This is a genomic window from Collinsella sp. TM05-37 (assembly GCF_003436455.1).
GTDB lineage: Bacteria > Actinomycetota > Coriobacteriia > Coriobacteriales > Coriobacteriaceae > Collinsella.
The window spans coordinates 55,681-79,515 of record NZ_QSPN01000009.1; the positions used below are offsets into that span (position 1 = coordinate 55,681).

24 protein-coding genes are annotated in these 23,835 nt (G+C 58.1%); 7 read left to right on the forward strand and 17 right to left on the reverse strand.

What is annotated here, in order from left to right:
• Window positions 1–10 precede the first annotated feature (10 nt).
• The gene (locus DXD48_RS06130) at window positions 11–1,318 is read left to right on the forward strand and encodes a hypothetical protein (RefSeq protein ID WP_117564418.1); all 1,308 of its coding nucleotides are present in this window, start codon (window positions 11–13) and stop codon (window positions 1,316–1,318) included.
• A gap of 54 nt (window positions 1,319–1,372) precedes the next feature.
• On the opposite strand, the gene DXD48_RS06135 is transcribed toward DXD48_RS06130, so the two are convergent.
• From DXD48_RS06135 to DXD48_RS06150, 5 genes are all read right to left on the reverse strand, one after another.
• Window positions 1,373–1,711 (reverse strand): hypothetical protein, encoded by a 339-nt coding sequence (locus DXD48_RS06135; protein WP_147326362.1) that lies wholly within the window; start codon window positions 1,709–1,711, stop codon window positions 1,373–1,375.
• Between the two features lie 31 nt (window positions 1,712–1,742).
• On the reverse strand, window positions 1,743–2,870 hold the full coding sequence (locus tag DXD48_RS10010) for a hypothetical protein (RefSeq protein WP_147324150.1): 1,128 nt from the start codon (window positions 2,868–2,870) through the stop codon (window positions 1,743–1,745).
• A 279-nt stretch (window positions 2,871–3,149) separates the two neighbouring features.
• Window positions 3,150–4,829 carry an energy-dependent translational throttle protein EttA gene (gene ettA, locus DXD48_RS06140; protein ID WP_055251458.1) on the reverse strand — a complete coding sequence of 560 codons (1,680 nt, stop codon included), beginning with the start codon at window positions 4,827–4,829 and terminating at the stop codon, window positions 3,150–3,152.
• A gap of 184 nt (window positions 4,830–5,013) precedes the next feature.
• Entirely contained in the window at window positions 5,014–5,718 is a 705-nt protein-coding gene (locus DXD48_RS06145; RefSeq protein WP_089573029.1) for an SdpI family protein, read from the reverse strand.
• Window positions 5,711–5,989, reverse strand: coding sequence for an autorepressor SdpR family transcription factor (locus tag DXD48_RS06150; RefSeq protein WP_022094448.1), 279 nt, complete (start codon window positions 5,987–5,989; stop codon window positions 5,711–5,713). Before DXD48_RS06150 ends, DXD48_RS06145 begins: the two co-directional genes overlap by 8 nt.
• Window positions 5,990–6,168: 179 nt before the next feature.
• Here DXD48_RS06150 and DXD48_RS06155 point away from each other — a divergent pair, with 179 nt between their 5' ends.
• Window positions 6,169–6,966, forward strand: a complete 798-nt coding sequence (locus DXD48_RS06155) for a ThiF family adenylyltransferase (RefSeq protein WP_117564420.1) — start codon at window positions 6,169–6,171, stop codon at window positions 6,964–6,966.
• Between the two features lie 14 nt (window positions 6,967–6,980).
• On the forward strand, window positions 6,981–7,763 hold the full coding sequence (locus tag DXD48_RS06160; RefSeq protein ID WP_117564421.1) for a TatD family hydrolase: 783 nt from the start codon (window positions 6,981–6,983) through the stop codon (window positions 7,761–7,763).
• A gap of 279 nt (window positions 7,764–8,042) precedes the next feature.
• On the opposite strand, the gene DXD48_RS06165 is transcribed toward DXD48_RS06160, so the two are convergent.
• From DXD48_RS06165 to DXD48_RS06185, 5 genes are all read right to left on the reverse strand, one after another.
• The gene (locus DXD48_RS06165; RefSeq protein ID WP_117564422.1) at window positions 8,043–8,906 is read right to left on the reverse strand and encodes a PfkB family carbohydrate kinase; all 864 of its coding nucleotides are present in this window, start codon (window positions 8,904–8,906) and stop codon (window positions 8,043–8,045) included.
• 60 nt (window positions 8,907–8,966) lie between these two features.
• Entirely contained in the window at window positions 8,967–9,626 is a 660-nt protein-coding gene (locus DXD48_RS06170; RefSeq protein ID WP_311774750.1) for an HAD family phosphatase, read from the reverse strand.
• A 64-nt stretch (window positions 9,627–9,690) separates the two neighbouring features.
• On the reverse strand, window positions 9,691–10,533 hold the full coding sequence (locus DXD48_RS06175; protein WP_199407912.1) for a Cof-type HAD-IIB family hydrolase: 843 nt from the start codon (window positions 10,531–10,533) through the stop codon (window positions 9,691–9,693).
• 236 nt (window positions 10,534–10,769) lie between these two features.
• Window positions 10,770–12,464 carry a glucose-6-phosphate isomerase gene (gene pgi, locus DXD48_RS06180; RefSeq protein WP_117564424.1) on the reverse strand — a complete coding sequence of 565 codons (1,695 nt, stop codon included), beginning with the start codon at window positions 12,462–12,464 and terminating at the stop codon, window positions 10,770–10,772.
• Between the two features lie 199 nt (window positions 12,465–12,663).
• Window positions 12,664–13,188, reverse strand: coding sequence for an iron-containing alcohol dehydrogenase (locus DXD48_RS06185; protein ID WP_158548943.1), 525 nt, complete (start codon window positions 13,186–13,188; stop codon window positions 12,664–12,666).
• A 223-nt stretch (window positions 13,189–13,411) separates the two neighbouring features.
• Here DXD48_RS06185 and DXD48_RS06190 point away from each other — a divergent pair, with 223 nt between their 5' ends.
• Window positions 13,412–14,917, forward strand: a complete 1,506-nt coding sequence (locus DXD48_RS06190; RefSeq protein WP_117564426.1) for a DNA repair protein — start codon at window positions 13,412–13,414, stop codon at window positions 14,915–14,917.
• Window positions 14,910–15,335 carry a hypothetical protein gene (locus DXD48_RS06195; RefSeq protein ID WP_233514971.1) on the forward strand — a complete coding sequence of 142 codons (426 nt, stop codon included), beginning with the start codon at window positions 14,910–14,912 and terminating at the stop codon, window positions 15,333–15,335. The genes DXD48_RS06190 and DXD48_RS06195 overlap by 8 nt, the downstream gene beginning before the upstream one ends.
• 26 nt (window positions 15,336–15,361) lie before the next feature.
• Here DXD48_RS06195 and DXD48_RS06200 read toward each other — a convergent pair whose 3' ends face one another.
• Window positions 15,362–15,745, reverse strand: a complete 384-nt coding sequence (locus tag DXD48_RS06200) for a heavy-metal-associated domain-containing protein (RefSeq protein ID WP_117564427.1) — start codon at window positions 15,743–15,745, stop codon at window positions 15,362–15,364.
• 174 nt (window positions 15,746–15,919) lie between these two features.
• On the opposite strand from DXD48_RS06200, the gene DXD48_RS06205 reads away from it, so the two are divergent.
• Both DXD48_RS06205 and DXD48_RS06210 read left to right on the forward strand, forming a co-directional pair.
• The gene (locus DXD48_RS06205) at window positions 15,920–16,624 is read left to right on the forward strand and encodes a DUF3793 family protein (RefSeq protein ID WP_117564428.1); all 705 of its coding nucleotides are present in this window, start codon (window positions 15,920–15,922) and stop codon (window positions 16,622–16,624) included.
• A gap of 45 nt (window positions 16,625–16,669) precedes the next feature.
• Entirely contained in the window at window positions 16,670–17,089 is a 420-nt protein-coding gene (locus DXD48_RS06210) for a flavodoxin (RefSeq protein ID WP_117564429.1), read from the forward strand.
• 116 nt (window positions 17,090–17,205) lie between these two features.
• Here the strand turns inward: DXD48_RS06210 and DXD48_RS06215 are convergent, their stop codons facing one another.
• The 6 genes from DXD48_RS06215 to DXD48_RS06240 form a co-directional block, all read right to left on the reverse strand.
• Complete coding sequence (locus tag DXD48_RS06215) at window positions 17,206–17,958, reverse strand: amino acid ABC transporter ATP-binding protein (protein WP_055251428.1); 753 nt, start codon at window positions 17,956–17,958, stop codon at window positions 17,206–17,208.
• A gap of 12 nt (window positions 17,959–17,970) precedes the next feature.
• The gene (locus tag DXD48_RS06220; RefSeq protein ID WP_229057804.1) at window positions 17,971–19,332 is read right to left on the reverse strand and encodes an ABC transporter permease subunit; all 1,362 of its coding nucleotides are present in this window, start codon (window positions 19,330–19,332) and stop codon (window positions 17,971–17,973) included.
• A gap of 116 nt (window positions 19,333–19,448) precedes the next feature.
• Window positions 19,449–20,309, reverse strand: coding sequence for an ABC transporter substrate-binding protein (locus DXD48_RS06225; protein WP_117564430.1), 861 nt, complete (start codon window positions 20,307–20,309; stop codon window positions 19,449–19,451).
• A 147-nt stretch (window positions 20,310–20,456) separates the two neighbouring features.
• On the reverse strand, window positions 20,457–21,323 hold the full coding sequence (locus DXD48_RS06230; protein WP_117564431.1) for a deoxyribonuclease IV: 867 nt from the start codon (window positions 21,321–21,323) through the stop codon (window positions 20,457–20,459).
• A 144-nt stretch (window positions 21,324–21,467) separates the two neighbouring features.
• Window positions 21,468–22,487 carry a Gfo/Idh/MocA family protein gene (locus DXD48_RS06235; RefSeq protein WP_233503013.1) on the reverse strand — a complete coding sequence of 340 codons (1,020 nt, stop codon included), beginning with the start codon at window positions 22,485–22,487 and terminating at the stop codon, window positions 21,468–21,470.
• Window positions 22,488–22,577: 90 nt separating this feature from the next.
• Window positions 22,578–23,768 (reverse strand): aldo/keto reductase, encoded by a 1,191-nt coding sequence (locus tag DXD48_RS06240; protein WP_117564433.1) that lies wholly within the window; start codon window positions 23,766–23,768, stop codon window positions 22,578–22,580.
• Between the last annotated feature and the right edge of the window lie 67 nt (window positions 23,769–23,835).

The following is a 23,835-nucleotide window of genomic DNA, read 5'->3' on the forward strand; positions in this document are numbered from 1 at the left end:
GAGATTTGCCATGAGCAAGACAATAGTTAGGCCCACGCTTTCACTGGGCAACCACATCTATCTGTATCGCCTGCTGCGCGATGCGATTGGATGCGGCAAGCAAACGTTTATGACGCAGGTCGAAGAGGCGCTCGCCGCTGGCGACATGACCGCTTATGACCTGGGCTTCGAATCCACGCGCGAGCTGCTCGAAGAGCTTGACGACTGCATTAAGCTGACCGTCTTTAAGGGCGGTCGCCTGTATGCCACCGTCATCGCCAACGAGGCCTGGGATGCCGCCCTTGCCAAGGGCGAGGACAAGCCCAAGACCGCCAAGGGCGCTAAGCAGTCCTACAAAAAGAAAAAGCGCGGTGAGAAGGACCTCAAGGCTGTGCGCCCCAAGCACGTTAAGCGTCCCGAACCAGAAGCCGCGGTTGAAGCTGTGCCGGAGCCCGAGCCCGAGATAGAGATCGAAGTCGCTATTGAGGTGGCAGCGGAAGCCGAAACCGAAATCGCCGCCATGACCGATCCCGAAGTCATGCCAGAGCAGGAAGCCGCTGTGGAGCTCAACGAGGCATCCAAGTCGACAACCGAAGAGGCGGCTGGCCAGCCCGAGGCGCCCGTGTTCCAGAACCACGATGTCTTTGGCGACAACACCGAGGACAATCAGTCCGACGAGCTCGCGGATCAAGATGCTGCCGAGGCAACACCGGAGCCCGAGGCGCCCCAGCCTGCCATCTCGCTCACGGTTGTCTACGACCCCGAGAACGCCAACGCCGGCATCACCACCATGGTATCCACGCCGGTCGAGGCCAAGCCGAACGTCGAGGCAGAGGACACTCCGCAGGCCGATGCCAAAACCGGGACCGAAGACACGTCCATCTCCGTGGAACCGACAGATTCCATAGCTAAGCCAGAAGCGGCATCTGAGTCTGCACCTGTCATTGAGTCCGCATCCGCACCCGCCTGTGACCAGGCTCCCACACCTGCACCGACTCCGGTCCCCAATTCAGCACCGGCCCCCGCTCCCGCAGCACCGACCATCCCCGGGGACTTCCCCATCGATTTCGCGACCGAGGTCTTCTGCCCTAGCCCGCTGCTGCACCAGCTGTCGACTTATCTCCCCTACGGCGCTGACACCCTCGGCATCGTCGGCGAGTACTACCGGATCGCTCGCGAGCGCGGTACCATCGAGGCCGGCCGTAACCGCGCGAGCTTCCCCCTGCGCTACACACAGGCCGGCAAACGCCACGAAGTCACCGTACGCATTCGCCGCAACACCACCGGCGGCCTCGGAGCCACCTGGGCCATCGACAAGGTCGAAGCCCCGGTCGAGTAAAAAACGGCCTCGGATAGCCAATTGACCATCCGAGGCCGTTTGAATTCAGGCCTTTTAGTTGTCATCGGCGCATATAGACACCAGAGAAGCAAGCTCATCCTCAAGTTGCGGAGCAAAGTATCTAAAAGAAACCTGCGCTCCGGTCGGTATCGACTCAATCATATTCGCAGCATTATCTGAAACTCGGTACGATGCAGTTTCACCTGTCTTCAAATCCTCTATTGAGCAGACAGCGTCTTCAGCATCATTCGACCTAAGCACGCCTTTTCCTTGTAACATCACATCGGCATGCCCGCCAGCTATTTCTAATGAACCTGAGTCTGTCGCAGTCACTTCTCCGGAACCTCCGCGCGATATCTCTTCCTTTGTTGAACAGCCCACCAATGAAGCCATCAGCACCAAAGACAGAGCTAGACGAATCGCCCTACTTCGAAAAAGTCGTTCCATAAGTCCACGCATAATAGCTCTGATCATACTTCAGGAAGGATAAAGATGAATTCCAGCCGTCCGCTATGCCAATCATCTGCCTTGTCTCTCCAGTTTTCTTACCAGTAAGTGTGGCGTAAGCCTCCGCTGTTACAGAATGGGCTGATCCGTTGTACAAACTCGCATGTAAAACATTCGGTCTATTAGAGTTAATCTCATTTTGAATGCTCGCGATAGCCGGAGAGGAGACAGTGCGGGCGATAAGAGCACTTCCTCTGCTTGCGCAGTAATTTGTAAACCCCGTTGCACAGGTTGATATCGGCGTTCCGCCCAAAACAACGCCGGGAACAGTCTGTTCTTCAGCGGAAAGAGCATGGGTATTGGTGTAATTCCATATCTGCATATATTGCGAAGGGTCGCTATATAAATTGGCAATGCCATACAGTTCCGCAACGTTCGAAAAAGCGGTCACCATACAAGCATAGTGGGCAGTAAGCCTCTTAATCTCGCTTTCATCATATGACATAAACTGAGAAATGGAACGAAATCCAGATACTGTGTAATCCTGCATTTGAGTTGCGTAAATTACGACATCGTTCCAGCTTGAAGGTTTATTCGATAAAACGACAGGCCGTCCTTCTATGGAAACAGCCGGGATTGTTCTTCCGCAATTTGTTGTTATTGAACCGTCCAAAGATTGCACACCGAATTCGAATGGATTGATCATTACGACTGGGTTATTGAAAGAATAAGACTCAACACCAAGATCTCCTCCCCGATCCATAGGGCTGACTAAGCCGTCTCCAAAACGATATCCCGTAAGTATTTCATCATCTGAAGCATCTAAAACCAAATAGCCCGCGGCTCTATTGAATGTCACAACCGGAACAATGTAGCCAAGCGGGGACCCATCAACGTCTACAAAAGGAATAGGGTTAGAAGGCGTATACGAAGAGCCGAGGAGTCCCTTTATATATTTATCGGCAAGCTCTTGCGCAATTTCTGAAGTAAATTGTATCTGCTCACCATCAATATTGCCCGTCGAAGCAAAAACCTCTTTCGGACGTGCGGCTAAGGCGACAATTGAAGACGCGACAAGTTGCAGAAAACGACGACGCGAAAGCATATGTTCTTCTTTCTAGAGGAGCGACTTATAAGATACTCCTATTCTATAACCTTTTTTGTAACGTTACAGCACTGGTTATATTTCAATTCGATTTGCTTATGTCCTTGTAACCCAATACGTCTTTACGTTTTAAACGGAATTAGAAAATCACTCATAGCAAAAACGGGCTTTAATCCCAAAGAGATGACTTTGATTATGAATCAACCAGCAGCCAGGGCATAGCTGCAGTGCAATTGCTACAAGAAAGGCCGCCCTTGCTGGCGGCCTTTCTACTTGCTACTAGTCACGCGTGAGCTTGCGGTGAATACGATGCGGCTGGGCTGCGTCCTCGCCCAGGCGCTCGATGCGGTTGGCCTGATAGGCCTCGAAGTTGCCCTCGAACCAATACCAGTTGCCCGGATTCTCGTCGGTGCCCTCCCACGCCAGAATGTGCGTGGCGACGCGGTCCAGGAACATACGGTCGTGGCTAATGACCACCGAGCAGCCCGGGAACTCGAGCAGCGCCGCCTCGAGCGAGGACAGCGTCTCGACGTCGAGGTCGTTCGTGGGCTCGTCGAGGAGCAGCAGGTTGCCGCCCTGCTTGAGCGTAAGCGCCAAGTTCAGACGGTTGCGCTCGCCACCGGAGAGTACGCCAGCGCGCTTCTGCTGGTCCTGGCCCTTAAAGCCAAAGCTCGCCACATAAGCGCGGCTCGGAACCTCGGTCTCGCCGACCATCATGTGGTCCAGGCCGTCCGAGACGACCTCCCACAGGTTCTTGTCGGGGTCGATGCCGGAACGGTTCTGATCGACGTAAGAAATCTTGACGGTCTCGCCCACCTCGAGCTCGCCCGAAGTCAGCGGCTCCAAGCCCACAATCGTCTTGAACAGCGTGGTCTTACCGACACCGTTGGGGCCGATGACGCCCACGATGCCGTTGCGCGGCAGGGTGAACGAAAGGTCATCGATGAGCACGCGACCGTCGAACTCCTTGTGCAGGTGATGGGCCTCGAGCACCTTGTTGCCCAGACGCGGTCCCACGGGGATGCGGATGTCGGTCCAGTCGAGCTTCTGGCTTGCGCGGGCCTCGGCCTCCATCTCCTCGTAGCGAGCCAGACGGGCCTTGTTCTTGGCCTGTCGGGCCTTGGGCGAGCTGCGCACCCACTCGAGCTCGGCCTCCATACGCTTGGCGAGCTTGGCGTCGCGGTTGCCTTGGGCCTCGATGCGCGCGGCCTTGGTCTCCAGATACGTAGAGTAGTTGCCCTTGTAGGGGTAGAGATGGCCGCGGTCGACCTCGCAGATCCACTCGGCGACGTTATCCAGGAAGTAGCGGTCGTGCGTGACGGCAAGCACCGCGCCCTGATAGTTATGCAGGAAGTGCTCGAGCCACAGGATCGACTCGGCGTCCAGGTGGTTGGTGGGCTCATCGAGCAGCAGCAGGTCGGGGGCCTCGAGCAGCAGCTTGCATAGGGCAACGCGACGGCGCTCGCCGCCGGAAAGAACGTTGACCGGCATGTCGGAATCGGGCAGCTGCAGGGCGTCCATGGCCTGGCCGAGCTTGGAATCGATATCCCAGCCGTCGGCGGCGTCGATCTCGTCCTGGAGCTTGCCCATCTCGGCCATGAGGGCGTCCATATCGCAGTCGGGGTCGCACATCTCCTCGCCGATTTTGTTAAAGCGATCGACCTTGGCGATCATGTCGCCAAATGCCATGCGCACGTTCTCGATAACGGTCTTGTCGTCGTCGAGCGGCGGCTCCTGCTGCAGGATGCCCACGGTGTAGCCGGGGGTGAGCCTGGCATCGCCGTTGGAGACTTCCTCGATACCGGCCATGATCTTGAGCAGGGTCGACTTACCCATGCCGTTGGGGCCCACGACGCCGATCTTGGCACCGGGGTAGAAGCTCAGGGTCACGTCGTCAAGGATTACCTTGTCGCCATGGGCCTTACGAGCCTGATACATCTGGTAGATAAACTCCGCCATTTGCCTGTTTTATCCTTTCTACCTTCTGTTTCCCTATTCTTGATTCGCTTTAGTGGAAACGAAATGAGGAAACCAGCTCTGAAACTAAACGAAAAAGGGGCATGGTTGCCCACACCCCCTAATACTACCTGGGAAAAATCCCCCGGAACATACTATGAACTGCGTACGCTAGTTTTCCGCAACCTTAACGAGCGGCTCGCTGCGATTTACGCCACAGCAGATACGAATAGACGTAGGCAGCTCCAGCTGAACCAAACGCCAGAACCGCAATCACCGCGGCGACGACTTCACTCGAAAGCACGCTACCCGCCACGCCCATCACAATCAGGCCAACGCCCAGCACCATAAAGCAGGCACCGCCAAAACGCTGCGTACGGCGCCAGTTCTCGGGATCGGCAAGCGCCCAGGGCGTCTTGATACCGAGCGTGTAGTTCTGCTTTACGCGCGGTAAGTAGTTGCCCATACCAATAAAGAGCAAGCCGATAGCGCCTGATACCAGCAAATTGACCGTTCCTACCACCGGCACGATGCCCCACACCGTTAGCTCCCCCAGCCAGCTTATGGCACACATGAGCAGCGTGAAGGCGATTACGAAGCCCTGATAGAACTTACCCGAGGTTCGATATGCCTCACCTTTGGGATCGACGCGCGGCACCACGCAGAACATTGCGAGAAGCGCCAGAGGCAGCACGCCGAGCGCGGAGGCCATCCAGCTAGGACCCCAACCGTCGACGGCGCCGTTCGCGCCCCAGTGCGTGGGAATCTGCGCAGGCAAGCTCGGCATCACTATCAGATGCGCTGCGACATTGGCGACGCATAGAGCGACCAGCGCAATCCACACGCGCGACGATACCCCCGTGGAATGAATGCCTTTGTTTTCGTTATTCATCCTTATCACCTTCAGTGTTTGTAAAGCCCATAAACCAACCGATCAAGTCCTGCATGACGGTGGTGTTTAAGCTGTAAACGATGTTTTGGCCATGACGTTCGTCAGTCACCAACCCGGCGTTTTTGAGCGTCGCCAAGTGATGGCTCAATGATGGCTTGCTGATGTCAAAATGCTCGGCAAGCTCCCCTGCCGTGCAATTGCCCTCGCGCAGCAGTTCTAAAATGCGCCGTCGTGTAGGATCGGCCAGCGCTTTAAAACCCTCTCCCGGCATAAGACCTCCTCTCACCATCTCTCATAACGCGCACACTATACTCGATATTTAGATGTTTGTCTAACTATCTAATCGAAATGCTTCAAACCACATCAAAGTAAGCGCCATCGCAACCTATGGGCGATTACCTATAATGGCGATAGCTAAAACACGATTCGCTTCCCCATCGGAGGATGTCTATGACCGAAACCGCAGCCGCAACTCCCAACGAGACACGCGATACCAAGCTCGAGATCATCATGGGCCGCGAGGCACTCGACAAGCTCGCCAACGCCACGGTGCTGATACTCGGCTGCGGAGGCGTGGGCTCTAACTGCTGCGAGGCACTTGCCCGCGGCGGCATCGGGCATTTTGTGATTCTGGACAAGGACATCATCGCGCCCAGCAATATCAATCGCCAGGCCATCGCCTTTCACAGCACCGTCGGCAAGCGCAAGGTCGATGTTATGGAAGCCATGATCCACGACATCAATCCCGCCACCACCGCCATCAAGCGAACTGAATATCTGCTGAGCGACAATATCGACGAGTTCTTTACGAGCGTTTTTGAGCAGACGGGCGGCAAGCTCGACTACGTCGTCGACGCCATCGACACCATCTCGGCCAAGCTCACCATTGCCAAATATGCTCAGGACCACGACATTCGTTTGGTCAGTTCCATGGGCGGGGCCAACAAGCTCCATCCCGAGTGCCTCCGCTTTGCCGACATCTTCGATACGGTACGTGACCCCATGAGCCGCATTATGCGCAAAGAATGTAAGAAGCGCGGAATCAAGAGCCTGCACGTGCTGTTTAGCTGTGAGGAATCGGTTAAAACCCAACCCCGCGACCCGTCCAACATCCACGAGCGTACCGAGTTGGGTACCGCCAGCTTTATGCCGCCCATCATGGGTCAGATGATTGCCGGCGAGGTTATCCGCCAGATCAGCGGGCGCGGCACCGAGCGTGTGCGCGCCGATGGTCAGCGCTTGGACTAGCAGGATGCCTTGCGATGGAACCGCGATTCTTTGACACGCATTGTCATCTTGATTTGATGCTCAGCCCCGATGCTGCAGCCAGTGAGTCGGCGGCGTTGGGTCTGGGGCTCTTTGACTGCGGGGTCGACCCACGCGACTTCGCGGCAGCAAAAAAGCGGGCCAGCCGATACCCAAACATTATCGCGGGCGCCGGCCTCCATCCCTGGTGGCTCGCCGACGGCCGCTGCGGTCCTGCCGAAGTCAATCTGCTTTGCGAAGTTGCTGACCAAGAACGCTATATCGGCGAGGTAGGACTCGACTTTTCCGCGCGCTTTGCCGGAAGCGAACCGCTTCAAATACAGGCACTTGACCGTCTCTGCGATGCACTCGTGCAGTACCCTCTCGCCGGGCGCGTGATATCAATTCACGCTGTTCGTTCGGCAGGAACCGTACTGGACGTCCTTGAGTCATATGGATTACTCACCCCAAGCCCCAACTCCCCCGCCATCATCTTTCACTGGTTTAGCGGCACCTCGAACGAGTTCGTCCGTGCGCGAAACGCAGGCTGCTATTTTTCCGTGAACGAGCGGATGCTCGCTACCAAGCGCGGTCGTGAATACGCCCGACAGATCCCACTCGACCGTCTGCTGCTCGAAACCGACGCTCCAGCCGAACCGCAAGCAGATGCAAGCGCGCGACAGCTCATCACATCGCTAAAAAGCGCCTCCCTGCACATCGCCGAACTTAAAAACTGCGCCGAGGAGAGCGTCGAATCAACCGTTTTAGGAAATTCGCACTCCATATTTGACTTCAACTGACCCCGGTGGGCAAAAAACGCCAAATATGAGTACTGCTGCAAAGCTAGTAGCATTATATTGTGACAAAAGAACGCCTTGATAATGTACAGCTGTTCATTATCAAGGCGTTTTAGCATGGCTAAAGCCATATTTAACAGGTTATAATCGCCCCCAGGCGCTCAACCAGGGCCTTAAAAGCATAATTTCCCTGTTACTAAATTAGTGACAGTACTCATATTTGGCATTTTTTGCCCACAGGGTCCCGAGAAGACAACAATTCGACTTCCCGGGACTGCTCACCTATTCGGAAATCGGCGCTCCATGGCCCCAGGAGCCTTCCATGCCGCATACAGTCGAGGCAAACCCCGCCGCAAAGTCGAGCGCGCGCTCGATGGCCTCAGCGCCATCCTCGCCACGCTTGGCAGAATCGAGATAGCACATCAGGAACGAGGTCAGGAACGAGTCGCCCGCCCCCATGGTGTCCTTCATATCTGCCACAGGCTTGGCATGCTGCCGATAGTAACGCTCGCCGTCGTAGGCAATGCAGCCCTCAGCGCCAGCCGTGGCCGATACAAAACGCGGACCCAAGCCCTGCACCCATGCCAGACGCTCGCGAGTCTCGTCCTCACCCGCGGCATCCGCCGCACTAAAGAAAGCAAAATCGACGTAGGGCGCAATTTGCTCGTAGTACTCGTCGGTGGAATCGTCCGAAAAGTCAAAAGAGACCGTGACGCCCGCTGCCTTCAACTTGGGCAGCTCGCGCTCGGTAAAGCAATAGTTGCCCGAATGAACCACGTCGAACTGCTTCATATACGCAAGGTCAAAGCGATCGAGCACATAGCGCGCATCACCACGGATGCCGCCCTCGTTCGACCCCAGAAACACGCGGTCACCATCGACCACGGTAACACGAGCCGCACCGTTCTCGCCGATGAGTTGTTTACATTTGGCGAGCTCGACGCTCTCGTCCTCAAGGCTCGCGATGATATGCTCAGCCGCGGCGTCGTTTCCAAAGATGCCCATATACGCGGAGCGCGCGGCTCCGCATTTCCTGGCATACACGGCAAAGTTCACCGCATTGCCACCCGGATACATAGTGTGGATATGCTCGTAACGATCGACGACGTTATCGCCAAACCCAAGAGCGCTAACGTTGAATGTCATAGTGCCGCTCCCCTCTCGTCCCAACGAGATCGCTGTAATAGCCGCCGTACCACCCCGGCCCTACGCGAGTTCCAACAAATCGGGCAGCTGGTCGATAATCTTATCCGCAGCATCTTGGCTAAATCCAAAGCGCTCCTCGCGCTTGGCGATTACCGTCAGACCGGCGCGCTTACCTGCGGTAATGCCCGGAACGGAATCCTCAACGCAGCAGCAGCGATTCGCGGGCAGCCCCAGCAGGTCCAGCGCATGCAGGTAGATGTCGGGCTCGGGCTTACTCTCCTTAAACTGCTCGCCGCTCACCACATACTCAAAGGCATCCGACAGCCCGCACGCGTTGAGCACTTCCTCGATGCTATCCATGGGAGACGAGCTGGCAAGCGCCACGCGAACGCCACGGCGTGGCAGCTCTCGAATCGTATCCACGGCGCCTGGGTTAATCAAAGCCTGATAGTCGCGCGGACGCTTATGCGCCCACTCGTCCCAACGGGCCAACGCTTCCTCGCCAGTGAAATGCCCCTTACCGGCGCGCTCAAACCAATCGACCAGCATATGCAGGAAGAACTGATGCGAGGTACCGACTTGCCCATTCAACTCCTCTTGAGTCAGGTTAAGCCCAAGCTCCTTGGCAAACGCGGCAGTCTCGCCCAGGTAGTAATACTCGGTATCGACAATGACACCGTCCATGTCAAAGATAACGGCGTCGAACGGAAATGCGGACACGGCACCCTCCCTAACAAAAGGGCGCCCGCAAGCAGGCGCCCAAACCATGCATTAATCGGCGATTCTAACCCAGCAGCTTATCCAGCGCCACTGCAATACCGTCTTCGTTGTTATTGGCGGTTACCATCTGGGCAACTGCCTTAACCTCATCGACGGCGTTGCCCATGGCAACACCGGTGCCGGCCCACTCAATCATGGACTTGTCGTTCTGGCCGTCGCCAAACGAGACGACCTCGCTGGCATCGATGCCGAGCTTGAGCAGGGCACCCTCAAGCGCACGGGCCTTGTCGATACCGGGCGCCGTGTACTCAAAGTACCAGTCGGCCGTAAACATGCCCGAAAGCGTCTGCTTAAAGGGCGCATACATCTCCTCGTAATGCGCTTGCAGGTAGGCCGGGTTGCCTGCCGTCAGCAGCTTGTCTACGGGATAAGTGTCCACGACCTCATGCAAGCTCTCGACCTCGCGGATCTTAAGGTCGCAGGCATCGCGCTCGTATTTGACGATGTTTTTCTGCGAGCCGTCAGGCAGCGTGATCATGCAATGGTACGAGTCCTCGACGTGCAAATCGCGACCGAGCGAAATCATAGGGATCACGTCGAAATTGCGCAGATGATCAATCAGACGGTGCAGCTCGTCAGCCGGCATGGCCTGGTCAAAAAGGACCTCATCGGTCTGAGCGTCGACCACATGCGCGCCATTAAAGGCAACTAGCAGACCGTCATGGTTTTGAAGGTCGAGCTCCTGCGCCAAGGCGTGCAACCCCCATGCGGGACGGCCCGAAGCCAAGATGAGCTTAATGCCCGACTCCTGCGTCGCGAGCAGCTTCTCGCGCGTACGCGGGCTGATGACCTTTTGGTCGTTGGTGAGCGTACCGTCGATATCCATTGCGATGGCTTTGATTGCCATATATGCCTCCCTGTCATTGAACAACCTTGTCTGAGCCATCATACAGAACACCCACGGCGGCGCTGTTTGCAACGGGAAAAATGTCATATTGTCCCAAACATGAACGGCGCGCCTTCGACGATTGCGATGCCCGTCGAGGCGCCTCCCGATACATTCCATCCTATCCAAATAGCAAGGGGCCCGTATCCCAACGGATACGGGCCCCTTTCAGCCATAAGCCAACTCAGCCGTAAAGACTACTTGCGATGAGCGCGATAGAACTCGATGAGCGCCTGGGTCGAAGCGTCCTGCTCGGCCTTGGCGGCGTCGTCGTGGAAGGCCGGGGTGATCTGCTTGGCAAGCTGCTTGCCCAGCTCGACGCCCCACTGGTCGTAGGAGTCGATGCCCCAGACCGTGCCCTCGACAAACGTAATGTGCTCGTACAGGGCGATGAGCTCGCCAAGCGCGAACGGGGTCAGCGTGTCACCGAAGATCGAGGTCGTCGGGCGGTTGCCCTCAAAGCAACGAGCCGGGACGATCTGTTCGGGCGTGCCCTCGGCACGAACCTCGTCGGCTGTCTTGCCAAAGGCGAGTGCCTTGGTCTGGGCCAGGAAGTTGCCCAGGAACAGCTCGTGCACGTCCTGGCCGCTGTCGGTCGCAGGGTTGGCGGTATTGGCGAAGGCGATGAAATCGGCCGGAACCACCACGGTGCCCTGGTGCAGCAGCTGGTAGAAGGCGTGCTGGCCGTTGGTGCCGGGCTCGCCCCAGAAGATCTCACCGGTGTCGGAGGTCACGGCGCTGCCGTCCCAGCGGACATGCTTGCCGTTGGACTCCATGGTGAGCTGCTGCAGGTAGGCCGGGAAACGATGCAGGTACTGGCAGTACGGCAGCACGGCGTGGCTCTTGGAACCGAAGAAGTTGACGTACCAGACGTTGAGCAGACCCATCAGCGCGACGGCGTTGTTCTCGAGCGGCGTGTTGCAGAAGTACTCGTCGATGGCGTGGAAGCCCTCGAGGAACTGCTGGAAGCGCTCGGGGCCGAGCACGACGATCAGCGACAGACCCACGGCGGAGTCGACGGAATAGCGGCCGCCGACCCAGTTCCAAAAACCGAAGGCGTTGGCGGGGTCGATACCGAAGGCCTCGACCTTTTCGAGCGCGGTGGAAACGGCAACGAAGTGCTTTGCCACGGCCTCGGCGTTCTGCTCATCGGAGCCATCGATGGCGCCCTGAGCCTTGAGCTGCTCGAGCATCCAGGTCTTGACCTCGCGGGCGTTGGTGAGGGTCTCGAGCGTGGTGAAGGTCTTGGAGACGATAATCACGAGCGTGGTCTCGGGATCCAGACCCTTGAGCTTCTCGGCCTGGTCGTTGGGATCGATGTTGGAGATATAGCGGCAATCGATACCGGCGTCGGCATAGGGACGCAGGGCCTCGTAAGCCATGACCGGGCCCAGATCGGAGCCGCCGATGCCGATGGACACCAGGTGCTCGATCTTTTTGCCGGTAACGCCCTTCCACTCACCGGAGCGCACGCGCTCGGCGAAGGCATACATGCGATCGAGGACCTCGTGCACGTCGGCGACGACGTCCTGGCCGTCGACGATAAGCTGGCCCTTCTCGCTTGCCGGACGGCGCAGCGCGGTATGCAGGACGGCGCGGTCCTCGGTGGTGTTGATGTGCTCGCCGGAGAACATGGCGTCGCGGCGCTCCTCGAGCTTCACCTCGCGGGCAAGATCGCACAGCAGCTTGACGGTCTCATCGGTCACCAGGTTCTTGGACAGGTCGAAGTGCAGGTCACCGGCGTCAAAGCTCAGCTTGTTCACGCGCTCGGCATCGGCGGCGAACCAGGCCTTGAGGTCGATACCCTCGGCCTCGAGCTTCTCCTGATGGGCCTCGAGCGCCTTCCAAGCGGCAGTCGACGTAGCATCGATAGGTGCGGCAACAGTTGCCATAGAGTCCTCCTCAGCATACGGGCACACGCCTCCATGCGCCCGGACATTCAGATGCCACTATTCTAGCGCAGGTCAAGACTATAATCAGCGAGCGTTGCCAATCGGCCCCCAAACGGCAACCGACCAAAAAGGGACAGGTTTATTTTGGCAGGTCAAACGCTTTACCAATCAAAAATGACCTATCCCTTTATGGCAAATATTAGGCCGCGGCGCAGACGCTACCGAGTAACTCACGCAGAGGAGACCCGATGCCCTCCAGCAGTTCGGGCGCGATGATGGCAAAAACGGGAACCTCGCCGGCCCCCACGACGGCAGGCACCTTGCCCTCCGAGACGATACATCCATAAGGGACAAAACCGTCTTCGCCGACATCGAGCGCCGCCATGCGACGGGCGAGCTCGCGCGCAAAGCCGGCAGTATCGGCATCGCCAATCGCCAAGACAAAGTCCACGCCTTCGTCGATCGCCAGGGCCACGGCTTCGTCGATCAGCTCGTCTCCTCCGTCGCCTTCAACCGAGCCGCAGCGGAAAAGCACGCGCTCGAGCAGAGCTCGATCAACCGAGCCCAGCGCCGCCGAAACGAGCTCATCACGCGTGTGCTTGTCGCCTCCCAGCACGACCAGTGCCTTGGTGCCGCCATAGTGGGCAACCAATCGCCCGCACCAGCGAGCCACATCCCCATCCGCAACCAAGCGCGTCGGCATACCAAACCCATAGTTGACCATTATCCCCACAACCCTTCCGTGCTTTATGGTGGTATCAATCGTTAGCCTCATGCTACGAAGCGAGCTTTTCCGAGCTGTTACGCACTCTTTAGGGCTGCGTTAAAAACCCGATGCAGCCGCACGACCATACCTGCCAAAAAGGGGCAGGTTTTGACGGTGTCCGGTCGAGCAGGTATTATCGAACAGGTATTCGATAAGAACATGTGTTTGATGGGAGGCTCGGATGGAGCACGAGCAGCACACCTACATCTGCATCGACCTCAAGACGTTTTATGCCAGCGTCGAGTGCGTCGATCGTGGGCTCGATCCGCTCACCACCAACCTGGTCGTTGCCGACGAATCGCGCGGACGCACGACCATCTGTCTCGCTATCACGCAGACCATGAAGGACCTCGGGATACACAACCGCTGCCGTCTATTCGAGATTCCCGACGGCATCGACTACATCAAAGCAGTGCCGCGCATGCAACACTACATGGAGGTGTCGGCGCAAATCTACGGCGTCTATCTGGAATACGTCAGCCCCCAGGACGTGCACGTCTACTCCATCGATGAGTGCTTTATCGACGTGACGCCCTATCTGGACCTTTATCACACCGATGCCGAAGGGTTCGCCTGCATGTTGCGCGACGAGGTCTTGGGGCGCACCGGCATCACGGCGACGGTCGGTATCGGCCCCAACCTATTCCAGGCCAAGGTGGCGCTCGACATCACCGCCAAGCACGTAGCCAGCCGCATTGGCGTACTCGACGACGAGATCTTTCGCAAGGAGATCTGGCCCCATCGCCCCATCACCGACATCTGGGGCATCGGCCCCGGCGTGGCGGCCCGTCTCGAGAAATACGGCGTCTACGACCTGATGGGCGTCGCCGCACTCGACGAGAACCTGCTCTACGACGAACTCGGCGTCAATGCCGAATATCTCATCGACCACGCCTTCGGGCGCGAGCCGACAACCATCGCCGATATCCAAGCCTATCGCCCGCAAGCGACCTCGACCACCACAGGACAGGTGCTCTCGAAGGGCTATGCCTACGAGCAGGCCTACACCGTCTTGCGCGAAATGGTCGACAACGCCGTGTTGGATCTAGTCGATAAGCACGTGGTCTGCGACAGCATCTCGCTCTTTGTGGGCTACGCGAGCGAGCGCGCCGACATACGCCGGCTCAACGCCAGCGGCACGGCGCAGTATATAGACGGCTGCGGACACTTGCGCTCGAGCACCTCGAGCATCGAGCCCGCAGCGACCGACGGCCCCGAGCTCGCGCCCCGAGCTCCCAAGCCCGTCCAGCGCGATGACGAAAGGCGTCGCCTGGTGCGCGAAGCGCAGGCAATCGATGGCATCTTTGTGGGAGAGCATGGCGGCAAACCGCGTGGTGGCTATGCCGCACTCTTTGCGCACTCCAACGCCTCGCGAAAGCTGCCCGAGCGCACTAATTCGTTTAAGAAAATCATGGGGTATTTCGATGACCTTTGGGCACAAACGGTCGATCCCAAACGACCGGTCAAGCGCATCAACCTGGGATTTGGCAATCTTGTGCCCGAGGAATTTGCCACCATCGATCTGTTCAGCGATATCGAGGCCGATGAGCGCGAGCGCGACCTGGCGCGCGCCGTCCTGGCCGTGAAAGGCAAGTACGGCAAGAACGCGCTCGTCAAGGGATTAAGCTTTACCGCCGGCGCCACCGCGCGCGAACGCAACGGCCAAGTTGGAGGACATCGTGCCTAAACCCAAGCAGCAGCCCGTGCGCCCGCCGACCGCCTTCGAGCGCCTGGCGGACCCCGAGGGCAGACGCCGCGCCGCCGACCCCAACCTCACTGCCAACGGTGCCGTGCGCGCCAACCGCGCCGCACAGTTTATGCCCTTTGCCGCCCTCACGGGATACTACGAACTCGTGCGCAAGCAGGAAATCACCGTCGAGCCAAAACGTGAGCTCACGGAAGAAAAAGCCCTCGCGCTTTCTAAAAAGCTCGAGGGTCTCAAACGTGGCGACTTGATTCGTGTCACCCATTACGATACATACGGCTATCGCAGCCGCACCGGCATCCTCGACGAGGCGCTCCCCGCCTTCAAGCTCCTCAAACTCCGAGACATCGCCATCGACTTCGACGACATCCAAGACATCGAACTGCGCGGACGAGCCTAGCCAAGGAAGCGCATCCAGGGCGGCGCTTACAGAGTCATGACGTAGTAGCCCGCGTCTTTCACGGCCGTCTCGAGGACACCACGATCAACCGGCCGCTTAGAGCGCACGCGTGCCGTGTGGTCCGCATACGTCACCGTTGCCCACACGCCATCCAGCGCATTGAGGGCATTGGCTACGTTCTGAGCGCAGCCGTCACAGTTCATGCCGCCGATGAGCAGCTCATCGCTATAGGGATAGTGTGACGCATCGGTATCCACCACAACAACCTTTTTGGCCTTCTTGCCGCTCGTACCATCGCTGCAGCAACTCTTCCCGTGTGTCGAAGCGGCAATGCGACGCAGTCCAAAAAACATGCCGACGGCAATGACGGCCAGCACGATGAGATTCGCAGGGTTGAGCAAGTCACTCATGCGCTCCCCTTTCAAGTAGCACTATCTAGATACCCCCATGGGGTGCCCCCATCTTAACCCAAAATCATGTCTGTTCGGTCAATTAGTTTCCCTCTTCAAACTTTTTTGTTGACCATGGCTTACTTTCGTGTATAGGTTTTCCTAGGCTAACAGTTTAGATCCGTAAGGAGCGCCGTGACTCGAACCATAGACATCCCAACGTTTCAGGCGGCAGTCGTGCGCAACTGCTCTCCCACGCTCGCGGGCATCAAGCCGGCATCGCTCTTTACCTATCCAGGCACCTACGCCCACGGGGACGGCTCGACCACAACCGAAACCATTGCAGAACGCCGAGCACGCCTGCTCAACGTTATCGCCCAGTGCAATCGCGAGCTTGACCCGCTCGGCATCCACCTGAGTGTTTTGGTCTGGCGGCCCTGCGGAGCGCTCGTGTACGCGTACCGAGCCAAAAGCCTCACCACCTATTTCGCAGACCCTCGCGTCCAAACGGCGCTCACCTCGGAAGGCTACGACACGAGAGACCTTTCGGCATGCCTTGTGCATTTGGCATCACGCATCACGCTCGCGAGCAATAACGTCGCGGAATGCGCCTGCAGCCAGACTCGATGCGCACTACCCCAGCAAGCTAGCTGCAGCAAAGACTGCACCTGCGAGTTTCCGCACGAAATAGGCTACTTCCTTGGATATCCCTACGACGACGTGCACGAGTTTATCGTCCAGCGCGGCGAGAACTACAAGGTCTTTGGGGCCTGGAAGGTCTACGCAAATGTCGAGCAGGCGCTTGCGACGTTTGATGCCTACCGTGCCTGCACCCAATACTTCACTTTTATCTATCAGCAGGGCTGCAGCCTGGCGCAACTTGCCCAGGCAACCCGATAGAACGTACAAGCCGCGGCAAGCGCCGCACGACCGAAAGGACAAAACATGAGCAAGATCGCCGTCGTCTACTGGAGCGGCACGGGCAATACCGAGGCCATGGCAAACCTCGTCGCCGAAAGCGCCACGTCCGCGGGGGCCGAGACTGAGGTCATCCCCTGCGCCGACTTCTCTGCCGACAAGGCCGCCGAATATGATGCCTTCGCCTTCGGCTGCCCCGCCATGGGCTCCGAGGAGCTTGAGTATGACGAGTTTCAGCCTATGTGGGACGAGGTCAAGGAGACCCTCGGCGACAAGAAGGTCGTCCTCTTTGGCTCCTATTCGTGGGCCGAGGGCGAGTGGATGGACAACTGGAAGGCCGACGCCGACGAGGCCGGCGTCAACGTCGTGGACTCCGTCATTTGCTACGATGCGCCCGACGATGAGGGCGAGGCGGCCTGCAAGGCCCTCGGAGCCGAGCTCGCGTAACGAAACCAGGCCTCCAAAAGAGCCTGTATCACAGCGCATCCCCATCCCTACAAAAGAGCGGGGGCTGGATTCAAGTCCAGCCCCCGCTCTTTTGTAACGGCAGTTACATCAACCGGCTACGAGATATTTCCCAAGAACGCCTTGGTGCGCTCGCTCTTGGGGTGGTCGAAGACCTCGCTCGGCGTACCCTCTTCCACAATGACGCCGCCGTCCATAAAGACGACGCGGTCGGCGACATCGCGGGCAAAGCCCATCTCGTGCGTCACGACGATCATGGTCATGCCGTCGCGTGCCAGGTCGCGCATGACACCCAGGACGTCGCGCACGAGCTCGGGGTCGAGCGCCGAGGTGGCCTCGTCAAAGAGCATGACGTGCGGGTTCATCGACAGGGCGCGGGCGATGGCAACGCGCTGCTGCTGACCGCCCGAGAGCTGGCTCGGCATAAAGTCGATACGCTCGGCAAGACCGACCTTGGTCAGCTCCTCGACGGCAATCTTCTCGGCCTCTTCCTTGCTGCGCTTGAGCACCTTCTGCTGCGCGAGCATGACGTTCTTTTTGACTGAGAGGTGCGGGAACAAATTGAACTGCTGGAACACCATACCCAGATGCGTGCGCACCTTGTTAAGATCGACGCCCTTGGCGCACACGTCCACACCCTCAACGACAATCGAGCCACTCGTGGGATGCTCAAGACGGTTGATGCAGCGAAGCATCGTCGACTTACCCGAGCCCGAGGGACCCAGAACTACGACGACCTCGCCCTTGTGCACATCCAGATCGATATCGCGCAGGACCACGTTATCGCCAAAGGCCTTCTGGAGGTTCTTGATGCTGACGACGACCTCGTTCGAGTTATTGGTTTCGCTCATGATAGGACCTCCTTACAGACCGGCGATGTGATCGGCGGGCGTCGCGACGACCTGTCCGGCGCTCTTGGCGGGACGCTTCTTCTTAGTTTCGGCCGTGCCCAAAAGCCTCGCCTCAAGGCCGCTCACCAAGCGAGCGAGCGGCAGGGTGATGACCAGATAGAACAGGGCGGCAACCACATACGGCGTAATGGAGCCCGTCGTAGCCACGATGGTACGGGCGTTCATGACGATCTCGACCACGCCCACGGCCGCGAGCAGCGACGTATCCTTGTAAAGCAGGATGAACTCACTGGTCAACGTAGGCAGAACATTGCGGAACGTCTGCGGAATCATAACGTAGAGTAGCGTCTGGAAGGCGTTCATGCCCAGCGAGCGCGCGGCCTCGTTTTGGCCCTTGGGGATCGACTGAATACCGGCGCGGAAGATCTCGCACAGGTAGGCGGACGAGTTCATGGCCATGACGATAACGCCCAGGACATAGTCGTCCACCTTGACGCCGGCCAGCGGCAGGCCAAAGAATGCAATGTAAATCTGCAGGAACGCCGGCGTACCGCGGATGATATTCACATAGATGCCGGCAAGGCAACGCAGGATGCGCGACTTGGAGATGCGCATGAGCGACAAGGCAAAGCCAAAGGGGATTGCCAGCGGAAACGCCACGAGCACGATCGAGAGCGACATGAGGAAGCCCTTAAAGACGATCGGCAGACTCTGGACCAAAATGACCGGGTTCAAGAACAGGCGCAGGAACATATTGGAGTTCCAGGCCTCGACCCACGGCTGCTCCTTAAGATCGGCCAGGAAGTTATCGAAGGCCGTCACGCCCTTGATCTCGACGGAAGGAATCTTGGAAATCTTCTTGGTCGAACCGTCGGCGAGCGTATAGGTGCCGCTAAAGGCCTCTTCGCCGCCCTCGACGGGAAACGTCACGCCGTAGACCTCAACGCGGAAATAGCCGCCGGCGGGCGCCGTCTCGCCAAAGTCGATCTTGAGTGTCTGGCCGTTAGCCTTGCACGTGGGCTTCATGGGCGTACGATCCATGAGATCCTCGCCCGAGAGCATCGTCAATCGCGTGTCATCGGTACCAAACGTCGTGCCGTCGACAAACGTCAGCGAAAGACCGCTCAGCTCCTCGTCGGTATCGGCCTGAACCTCCCAGGTAATGCGCGTCTCGGTGCCGCCGACCACAGCGCTGCCCGAACCGGTGTTGGGTCGGGCGGTAATCTTTGCGGTCTCAAGCGCCTGAGCGGTCGAGGGCACGCAGGCCCCCGCGCATACCAGGGCGAGCGCCACAGCCAGGGCACAGGCCAGCTTTTGGAGCATCAAGGGCAGTGGATGGCTCTTGCCCATGGCTCCTTGGTTCAATCGAGACAAGGTGGCTCCTAACGTTTAAGTTGCCGACATAACGGGGCGGGATGACGCCCATTCAAGAAACGCAAAGGCCCTCTCCGCCAAAACGGAAAGGGCCCGCTTGCAATCAAGTGACTATTCTACTTGATGTTGTACTTAGCCATGAGGGCGTCAACGGTACCGTCGTCGGTCAGGTCCTTGATAGCCTGGTTGATGTCGTCCTTGAGCTTGGTATTGCCCTGGTTGATGGCGATGGCGTACTCCTCGCCGGTGCTAATCTGCTTGATGGTCTGGCAGGTGTTGAACTGCTCGGCGGTCAGCTGGCTGGCAACGGAGCGGTTGGTGACTACGGCGTCACCCTTATCGGACTGCAAGGCGCTGAAGCACTCGGTAGCATCCTTGTAGGGGACGATCTTGGCCTTGGGGAAGTTCTCCTGGGCAAAGGCCTCGGCGGTCGAGCCAGACTGGACGATGATGGTAGCGTCGGCGTTGTTGAGCTTCTCGCTGTAGTTGTCAGCCGTGATGTCGGCGTTATCGACCTTGGTCACGATGGCCTGATCGTCCATGTAGTAGGAATCGGAGAAAGTGACTTCCTTCTCACGCTCGGGCGTGTCAGTGATAGCCGCGATGGAGACGTCATACTTGGCACCCGAAGCGACGCCCGGAACCAGCGTGTCAAAGTCATTGTTGACGTACTCGACATCCAGGCCCAGCTTGTCGCCGATAGCCTTGATAAGCTCAAGGTCAAAGCCCTGATAATCGCCGTTGTCGTCCTTGTACTCAAACGGGGCGTACTCGGCAGAGGTGCCGACGGTCAGCGTGCCGTCCTTGACGAGTGCGTACTCCTTGGAGCCGTCGACCTTCTCGACCTTAGCGTCGTCAGAGCTGCTGGAACCGGCATCAGAACCAGAGGTGGCGTTGGACGAGCCGCAGCCCATCAGAGCAAGGGCGAGCGCCATAGCACCCGTGGCGGCAAATGCGCCAAGCTTCTTGAGCTTCATAATCAGTCTCCTTCCGGTGACCTCGTTTGATTCAGAGGTCTGCAAAAACTGTTGGCTATTATGCACCCGGAATTACGAATCTGCAATGAGAAAACTGATTGAAACAAACCCATAACGTGAATGGAATACTCTACTTTGTGACAGTCATTACTGCTGCAACGACCTTAATAGTCTAATTTCAGCTGCATAACCTGCAAGTTCGTTCGGAGTCTCCAAAATAAACGGCAGCGAACGCAAACGGCCATTCGATACAATATTCTGCATAACCTGCATACCGCCACCAAATTCTTCGCTGCCAAGGTATCCCTTGCCGATGCACTCGTGGCGATCTTTATGGGCGCCACAAGGGTTCTTCGAATCGTTGATGTGTACGGCATGCAAGCGATCGATACCCACCACGCGGTCGAACTCGTCGAGTACGTCGTCAAGATCATGGATGATGTCGTAGCCGGCATCGCTCACATGGCAGGTGTCCAAACAAACGCCCAGCTTATCGGACAGCTCTGGGCACTTGGCGGCAACGCCCTCGATAATGCGCGCCAGTTCTTCAAAGCTACGGCCCACCTCGGTGCCCTTGCCCGCCATGGTCTCAAGCAATACCGTCGTCTGCTGTCCCTCAAACATCACCTGGCACAGCGTGTCGACAATCATCTGAATGCCGGCGTCTGCCCCCTGTCCCACATGCGCACCGGGATGGAAGTTGTAGTAGTTGCCGGGCAGTGCTTCCAGACGCTGCAAATCTTCCGCCATAGCCTCCAAGGCAAACTCCCGCGCCCGCTCCTTAGCGGAGCAGGGGTTATAGGTATACGGGGCATGCGCCACCAGCGGTCCAAAGTCGTTTTGCGCCATAAGCTCGCGCAGAGCCGCCACGTCATCCATGTCAAGGTCTTTTGCCTTGCCACCGCGCGGGTTGCGCGTAAAGAACGCAAAGGTATTGGCACCAATGGACAACGCCGTCTCCCCCATTGCCCGATAGCCCTTCGTCGTCGAAAGATGACACCCGATCGTCAGCATCTCCAACTCCCCCTCATCAGTTGCGGTGAAATACGGTCTATTGGTGCCTTATTTTGGCGCAAACAGACCGTATTCCACCGCAAGATATAAAAGGGGCATCAGGGGCAAGGTCCGCCGAGCCCCCTTGAGCACCAGCACCGCAGCCTAGAGCGTCAAGCGAATCGCATCGATAATCTGCGCACAGCGCTGCGTGGCGGCAAGAGGCATAACGGGGCTTTCAAGCTCTCCCGTCTGGACGAGCTGCGTCGCATGCTGAATTTCGCCGTAGAAATCATCGACCTCAAACGGGGCATTTATTTCGAGCATTCGTCCGTCGGAGTACTTCACATGGGCGAGCTCGGGGCGATGGAGGCGCTCGATTTCCACCGAACCCCGTTCGCAGGCAATCGTTAAGCGGCTTTCATATGCTGCTTTGCCGTCGCACACCATATGAATGGGTATACCGCCGACACTCATATGGATCTCATCGGCCCAATCCACGCGGCCGCCCAATACGTCACGCCAGCGAACTTCACGAGACGAAACATCGCACGCACCCGCAAGCAGATCCTCAAACCACCCGACCGCATAGCAGCCCATGTCATATAGACAGCCACCCTGCAACGGATCGAGCAGATAACTCGAAGGGGACTCACCATAATCGAGTTTTTGCACGCTTTCGATCGAGACGATACAGCCGAGCTCGCCCGACGCAAGCAAACCCTTCACGCGAGTATGCATCGGACAAAACCGATTTTTCATCGCCTCCATAAACGGCACACCGCACTCACGGGAAACAGAGGCGATCGCATGGGCCTCTTCTTCATTCAAAACGGCCGGCTTTTCGCACAGCACGGCCTTTCCCGCGCGCAGTGCCCGACAAGCCCAATGCGCATGCATGCCATGCGGAATAGCCAAGTAGATTGCATCGACATCGGGATCGGCAATCAACGCATCATAAGCCGCATCGCCGCTATCGTCAGCCGTGGCATAACTGTGCGCGGCATCAATCGAAAACGCTCGACAAAATTCCTCGACATGTGCAGGAGTGCGGCCGGCCGCAGCCACCAGCCGTGCCTCGTCGACCTTCTTGAGCGACGATGCAAATCGATGCGAAATGTGCCCAGCGCCCAAAACGCCCCAACGAACCTCACGCAAATCATCACATGAATCCCGATGGCCCACGACAGCCCCCTTCAGTTGCGACGAAATAGTTCCTGCTATCGCCCTATTCTGCCGCAAACAGGAACTATTCCATCACAAGATATAAAAGGGTCATGAGGAGCGAGTTTTGCTGAAGACTTTAAGCGCGGCCGTTACGGGGCCAGGCTGGAAACGTCGGCGCGCGTCGTCGAGACGCTCGGGGACATCGATGTGTTGCGGGCAGTGACGCGCACATTTGCCGCACTTGACGCAATTGCTCACGAGCTTGGGCTCGCTCGTGCGCACCGCGCTCGCCGTAAAGTATTGCGACAGCCCCGTAAACCAGCTGTGCGCATAGCTCGCGTTGTAAGCGGCAAAGCAGCCGGGAATGTTAATACCCTTGGGACATGGCATGCAGTAGCCGCATCCCGTGCAGGGCACGCGATTCGATTTTTCAAACTCCGCCAGCACGCGTGCGATGGTATCGAGCCGAGCGGCTGTCATCGAATCCGGCAGGGCCCGATCGGCCAGCACCGCGTTCTCGTCCACCTGCGCGGTATCGGTCATGCCCGAAAGCAGCATCGTGACTTGAGGATGGTTCCACACCCACGAAAGGCCCCAAGCAGCCGGCGTCTTCAGGTACGGATCGCGTACGTCATCGAGCACGGCGCGGGCCCGCGGAGGCAGCTTGCCCGCCAGGCGTCCGCCCAAAAGCGGTTCCATCACAAACACCGCGAGCCCGCGCTCGGCGGCTGCTATAAGTCCCGCCGTTCCCGCTTGGTAGCGCTCTCCAGCGTAGTTGTACTGAATCTGGCAAAAATCCCAGTCATACGCGTCGAGCATCGTCAGGAAGTCCGCCGCACTGCCGTGATACGAAAAACCTATCTGGCGAATACGCCCCGCAGCCTTTTGGTGCGCAATCCAGTCTTCGATGCCCAACGCCACCACGCGCTCCCACTGGGCGGGCGAAGTGATGTTGTGCATAAGGTAATAGTCGATATGGTCGGTCCGCAGGCGGTGCAGTTGCTCGTCGAAGAACCGGTCGAAATCCTCCGCGCACTTGCACGAAGCGTGCGGCAACTTAGTCGCCAGCAACACCCGGTCGCGCAGTCCCAAGCGCTCAAGCGAGGCGCCCACGCACACCTCGTTGCCGGGATAGAGATACGCGGTATCCAGATAATTAATCCCCTGCTCCACCGCACGGGAAATGATGGCATCGGCCGTCTTCGCATCGGGATGTCCCGGCGCACCGGGAAACCTCATGCAGCCCAGACCCAGAGCAGATATTCGGTTACCACTTTTGGGGTCAACGCGGTATTGCACGGACCCTCCCTTCGCCATCAGCGCTCGGCAAGGCGAAACACAATGGTCACGCGGCCGAAACATCGTG

What these genes read in the sequence shown, in the direction of transcription:
- DXD48_RS06185 (WP_158548943.1), bottom strand. Translation starts at nt 13,188, where the DNA reads ATGGTCAACTATGGGTTTGGTATGCCGACGCGCTTGGTTGCGGATGGG.
- DXD48_RS06215 (WP_055251428.1), bottom strand. Translation starts at nt 17,958, where the DNA reads ATGAGCGAAACCAATAACTCGAACGAGGTCGTCGTCAGCATCAAGAAC.
- DXD48_RS06210 (WP_117564429.1), top strand. Translation starts at nt 16,670, where the DNA reads ATGAGCAAGATCGCCGTCGTCTACTGGAGCGGCACGGGCAATACCGAG.
- pgi (WP_117564424.1), bottom strand. Translation starts at nt 12,464, where the DNA reads ATGGCAACTGTTGCCGCACCTATCGATGCTACGTCGACTGCCGCTTGG.
- DXD48_RS10010 (WP_147324150.1), bottom strand. Translation starts at nt 2,870, where the DNA reads ATGCTTTCGCGTCGTCGTTTTCTGCAACTTGTCGCGTCTTCAATTGTC.
- DXD48_RS06225 (WP_117564430.1), bottom strand. Translation starts at nt 20,309, where the DNA reads ATGAAGCTCAAGAAGCTTGGCGCATTTGCCGCCACGGGTGCTATGGCG.
- DXD48_RS06190 (WP_117564426.1), top strand. Translation starts at nt 13,412, where the DNA reads ATGGAGCACGAGCAGCACACCTACATCTGCATCGACCTCAAGACGTTT.
- DXD48_RS06145 (WP_089573029.1), bottom strand. Translation starts at nt 5,718, where the DNA reads ATGAATAACGAAAACAAAGGCATTCATTCCACGGGGGTATCGTCGCGC.
- ettA (WP_055251458.1), bottom strand. Translation starts at nt 4,829, where the DNA reads ATGGCGGAGTTTATCTACCAGATGTATCAGGCTCGTAAGGCCCATGGC.
- DXD48_RS06130 (WP_117564418.1), top strand. Translation starts at nt 11, where the DNA reads ATGAGCAAGACAATAGTTAGGCCCACGCTTTCACTGGGCAACCACATC.
- DXD48_RS06200 (WP_117564427.1), bottom strand. Translation starts at nt 15,745, where the DNA reads ATGAGTGACTTGCTCAACCCTGCGAATCTCATCGTGCTGGCCGTCATT.
- DXD48_RS06165 (WP_117564422.1), bottom strand. Translation starts at nt 8,906, where the DNA reads ATGACATTCAACGTTAGCGCTCTTGGGTTTGGCGATAACGTCGTCGAT.
- DXD48_RS06230 (WP_117564431.1), bottom strand. Translation starts at nt 21,323, where the DNA reads ATGCTGACGATCGGGTGTCATCTTTCGACGACGAAGGGCTATCGGGCA.
- DXD48_RS06175 (WP_199407912.1), bottom strand. Translation starts at nt 10,533, where the DNA reads ATGGCAATCAAAGCCATCGCAATGGATATCGACGGTACGCTCACCAAC.
- DXD48_RS06160 (WP_117564421.1), top strand. Translation starts at nt 6,981, where the DNA reads ATGGAACCGCGATTCTTTGACACGCATTGTCATCTTGATTTGATGCTC.
- DXD48_RS06155 (WP_117564420.1), top strand. Translation starts at nt 6,169, where the DNA reads ATGACCGAAACCGCAGCCGCAACTCCCAACGAGACACGCGATACCAAG.
- DXD48_RS06135 (WP_147326362.1), bottom strand. Translation starts at nt 1,711, where the DNA reads ATGGCTTCATTGGTGGGCTGTTCAACAAAGGAAGAGATATCGCGCGGA.
- DXD48_RS06150 (WP_022094448.1), bottom strand. Translation starts at nt 5,989, where the DNA reads ATGCCGGGAGAGGGTTTTAAAGCGCTGGCCGATCCTACACGACGGCGC.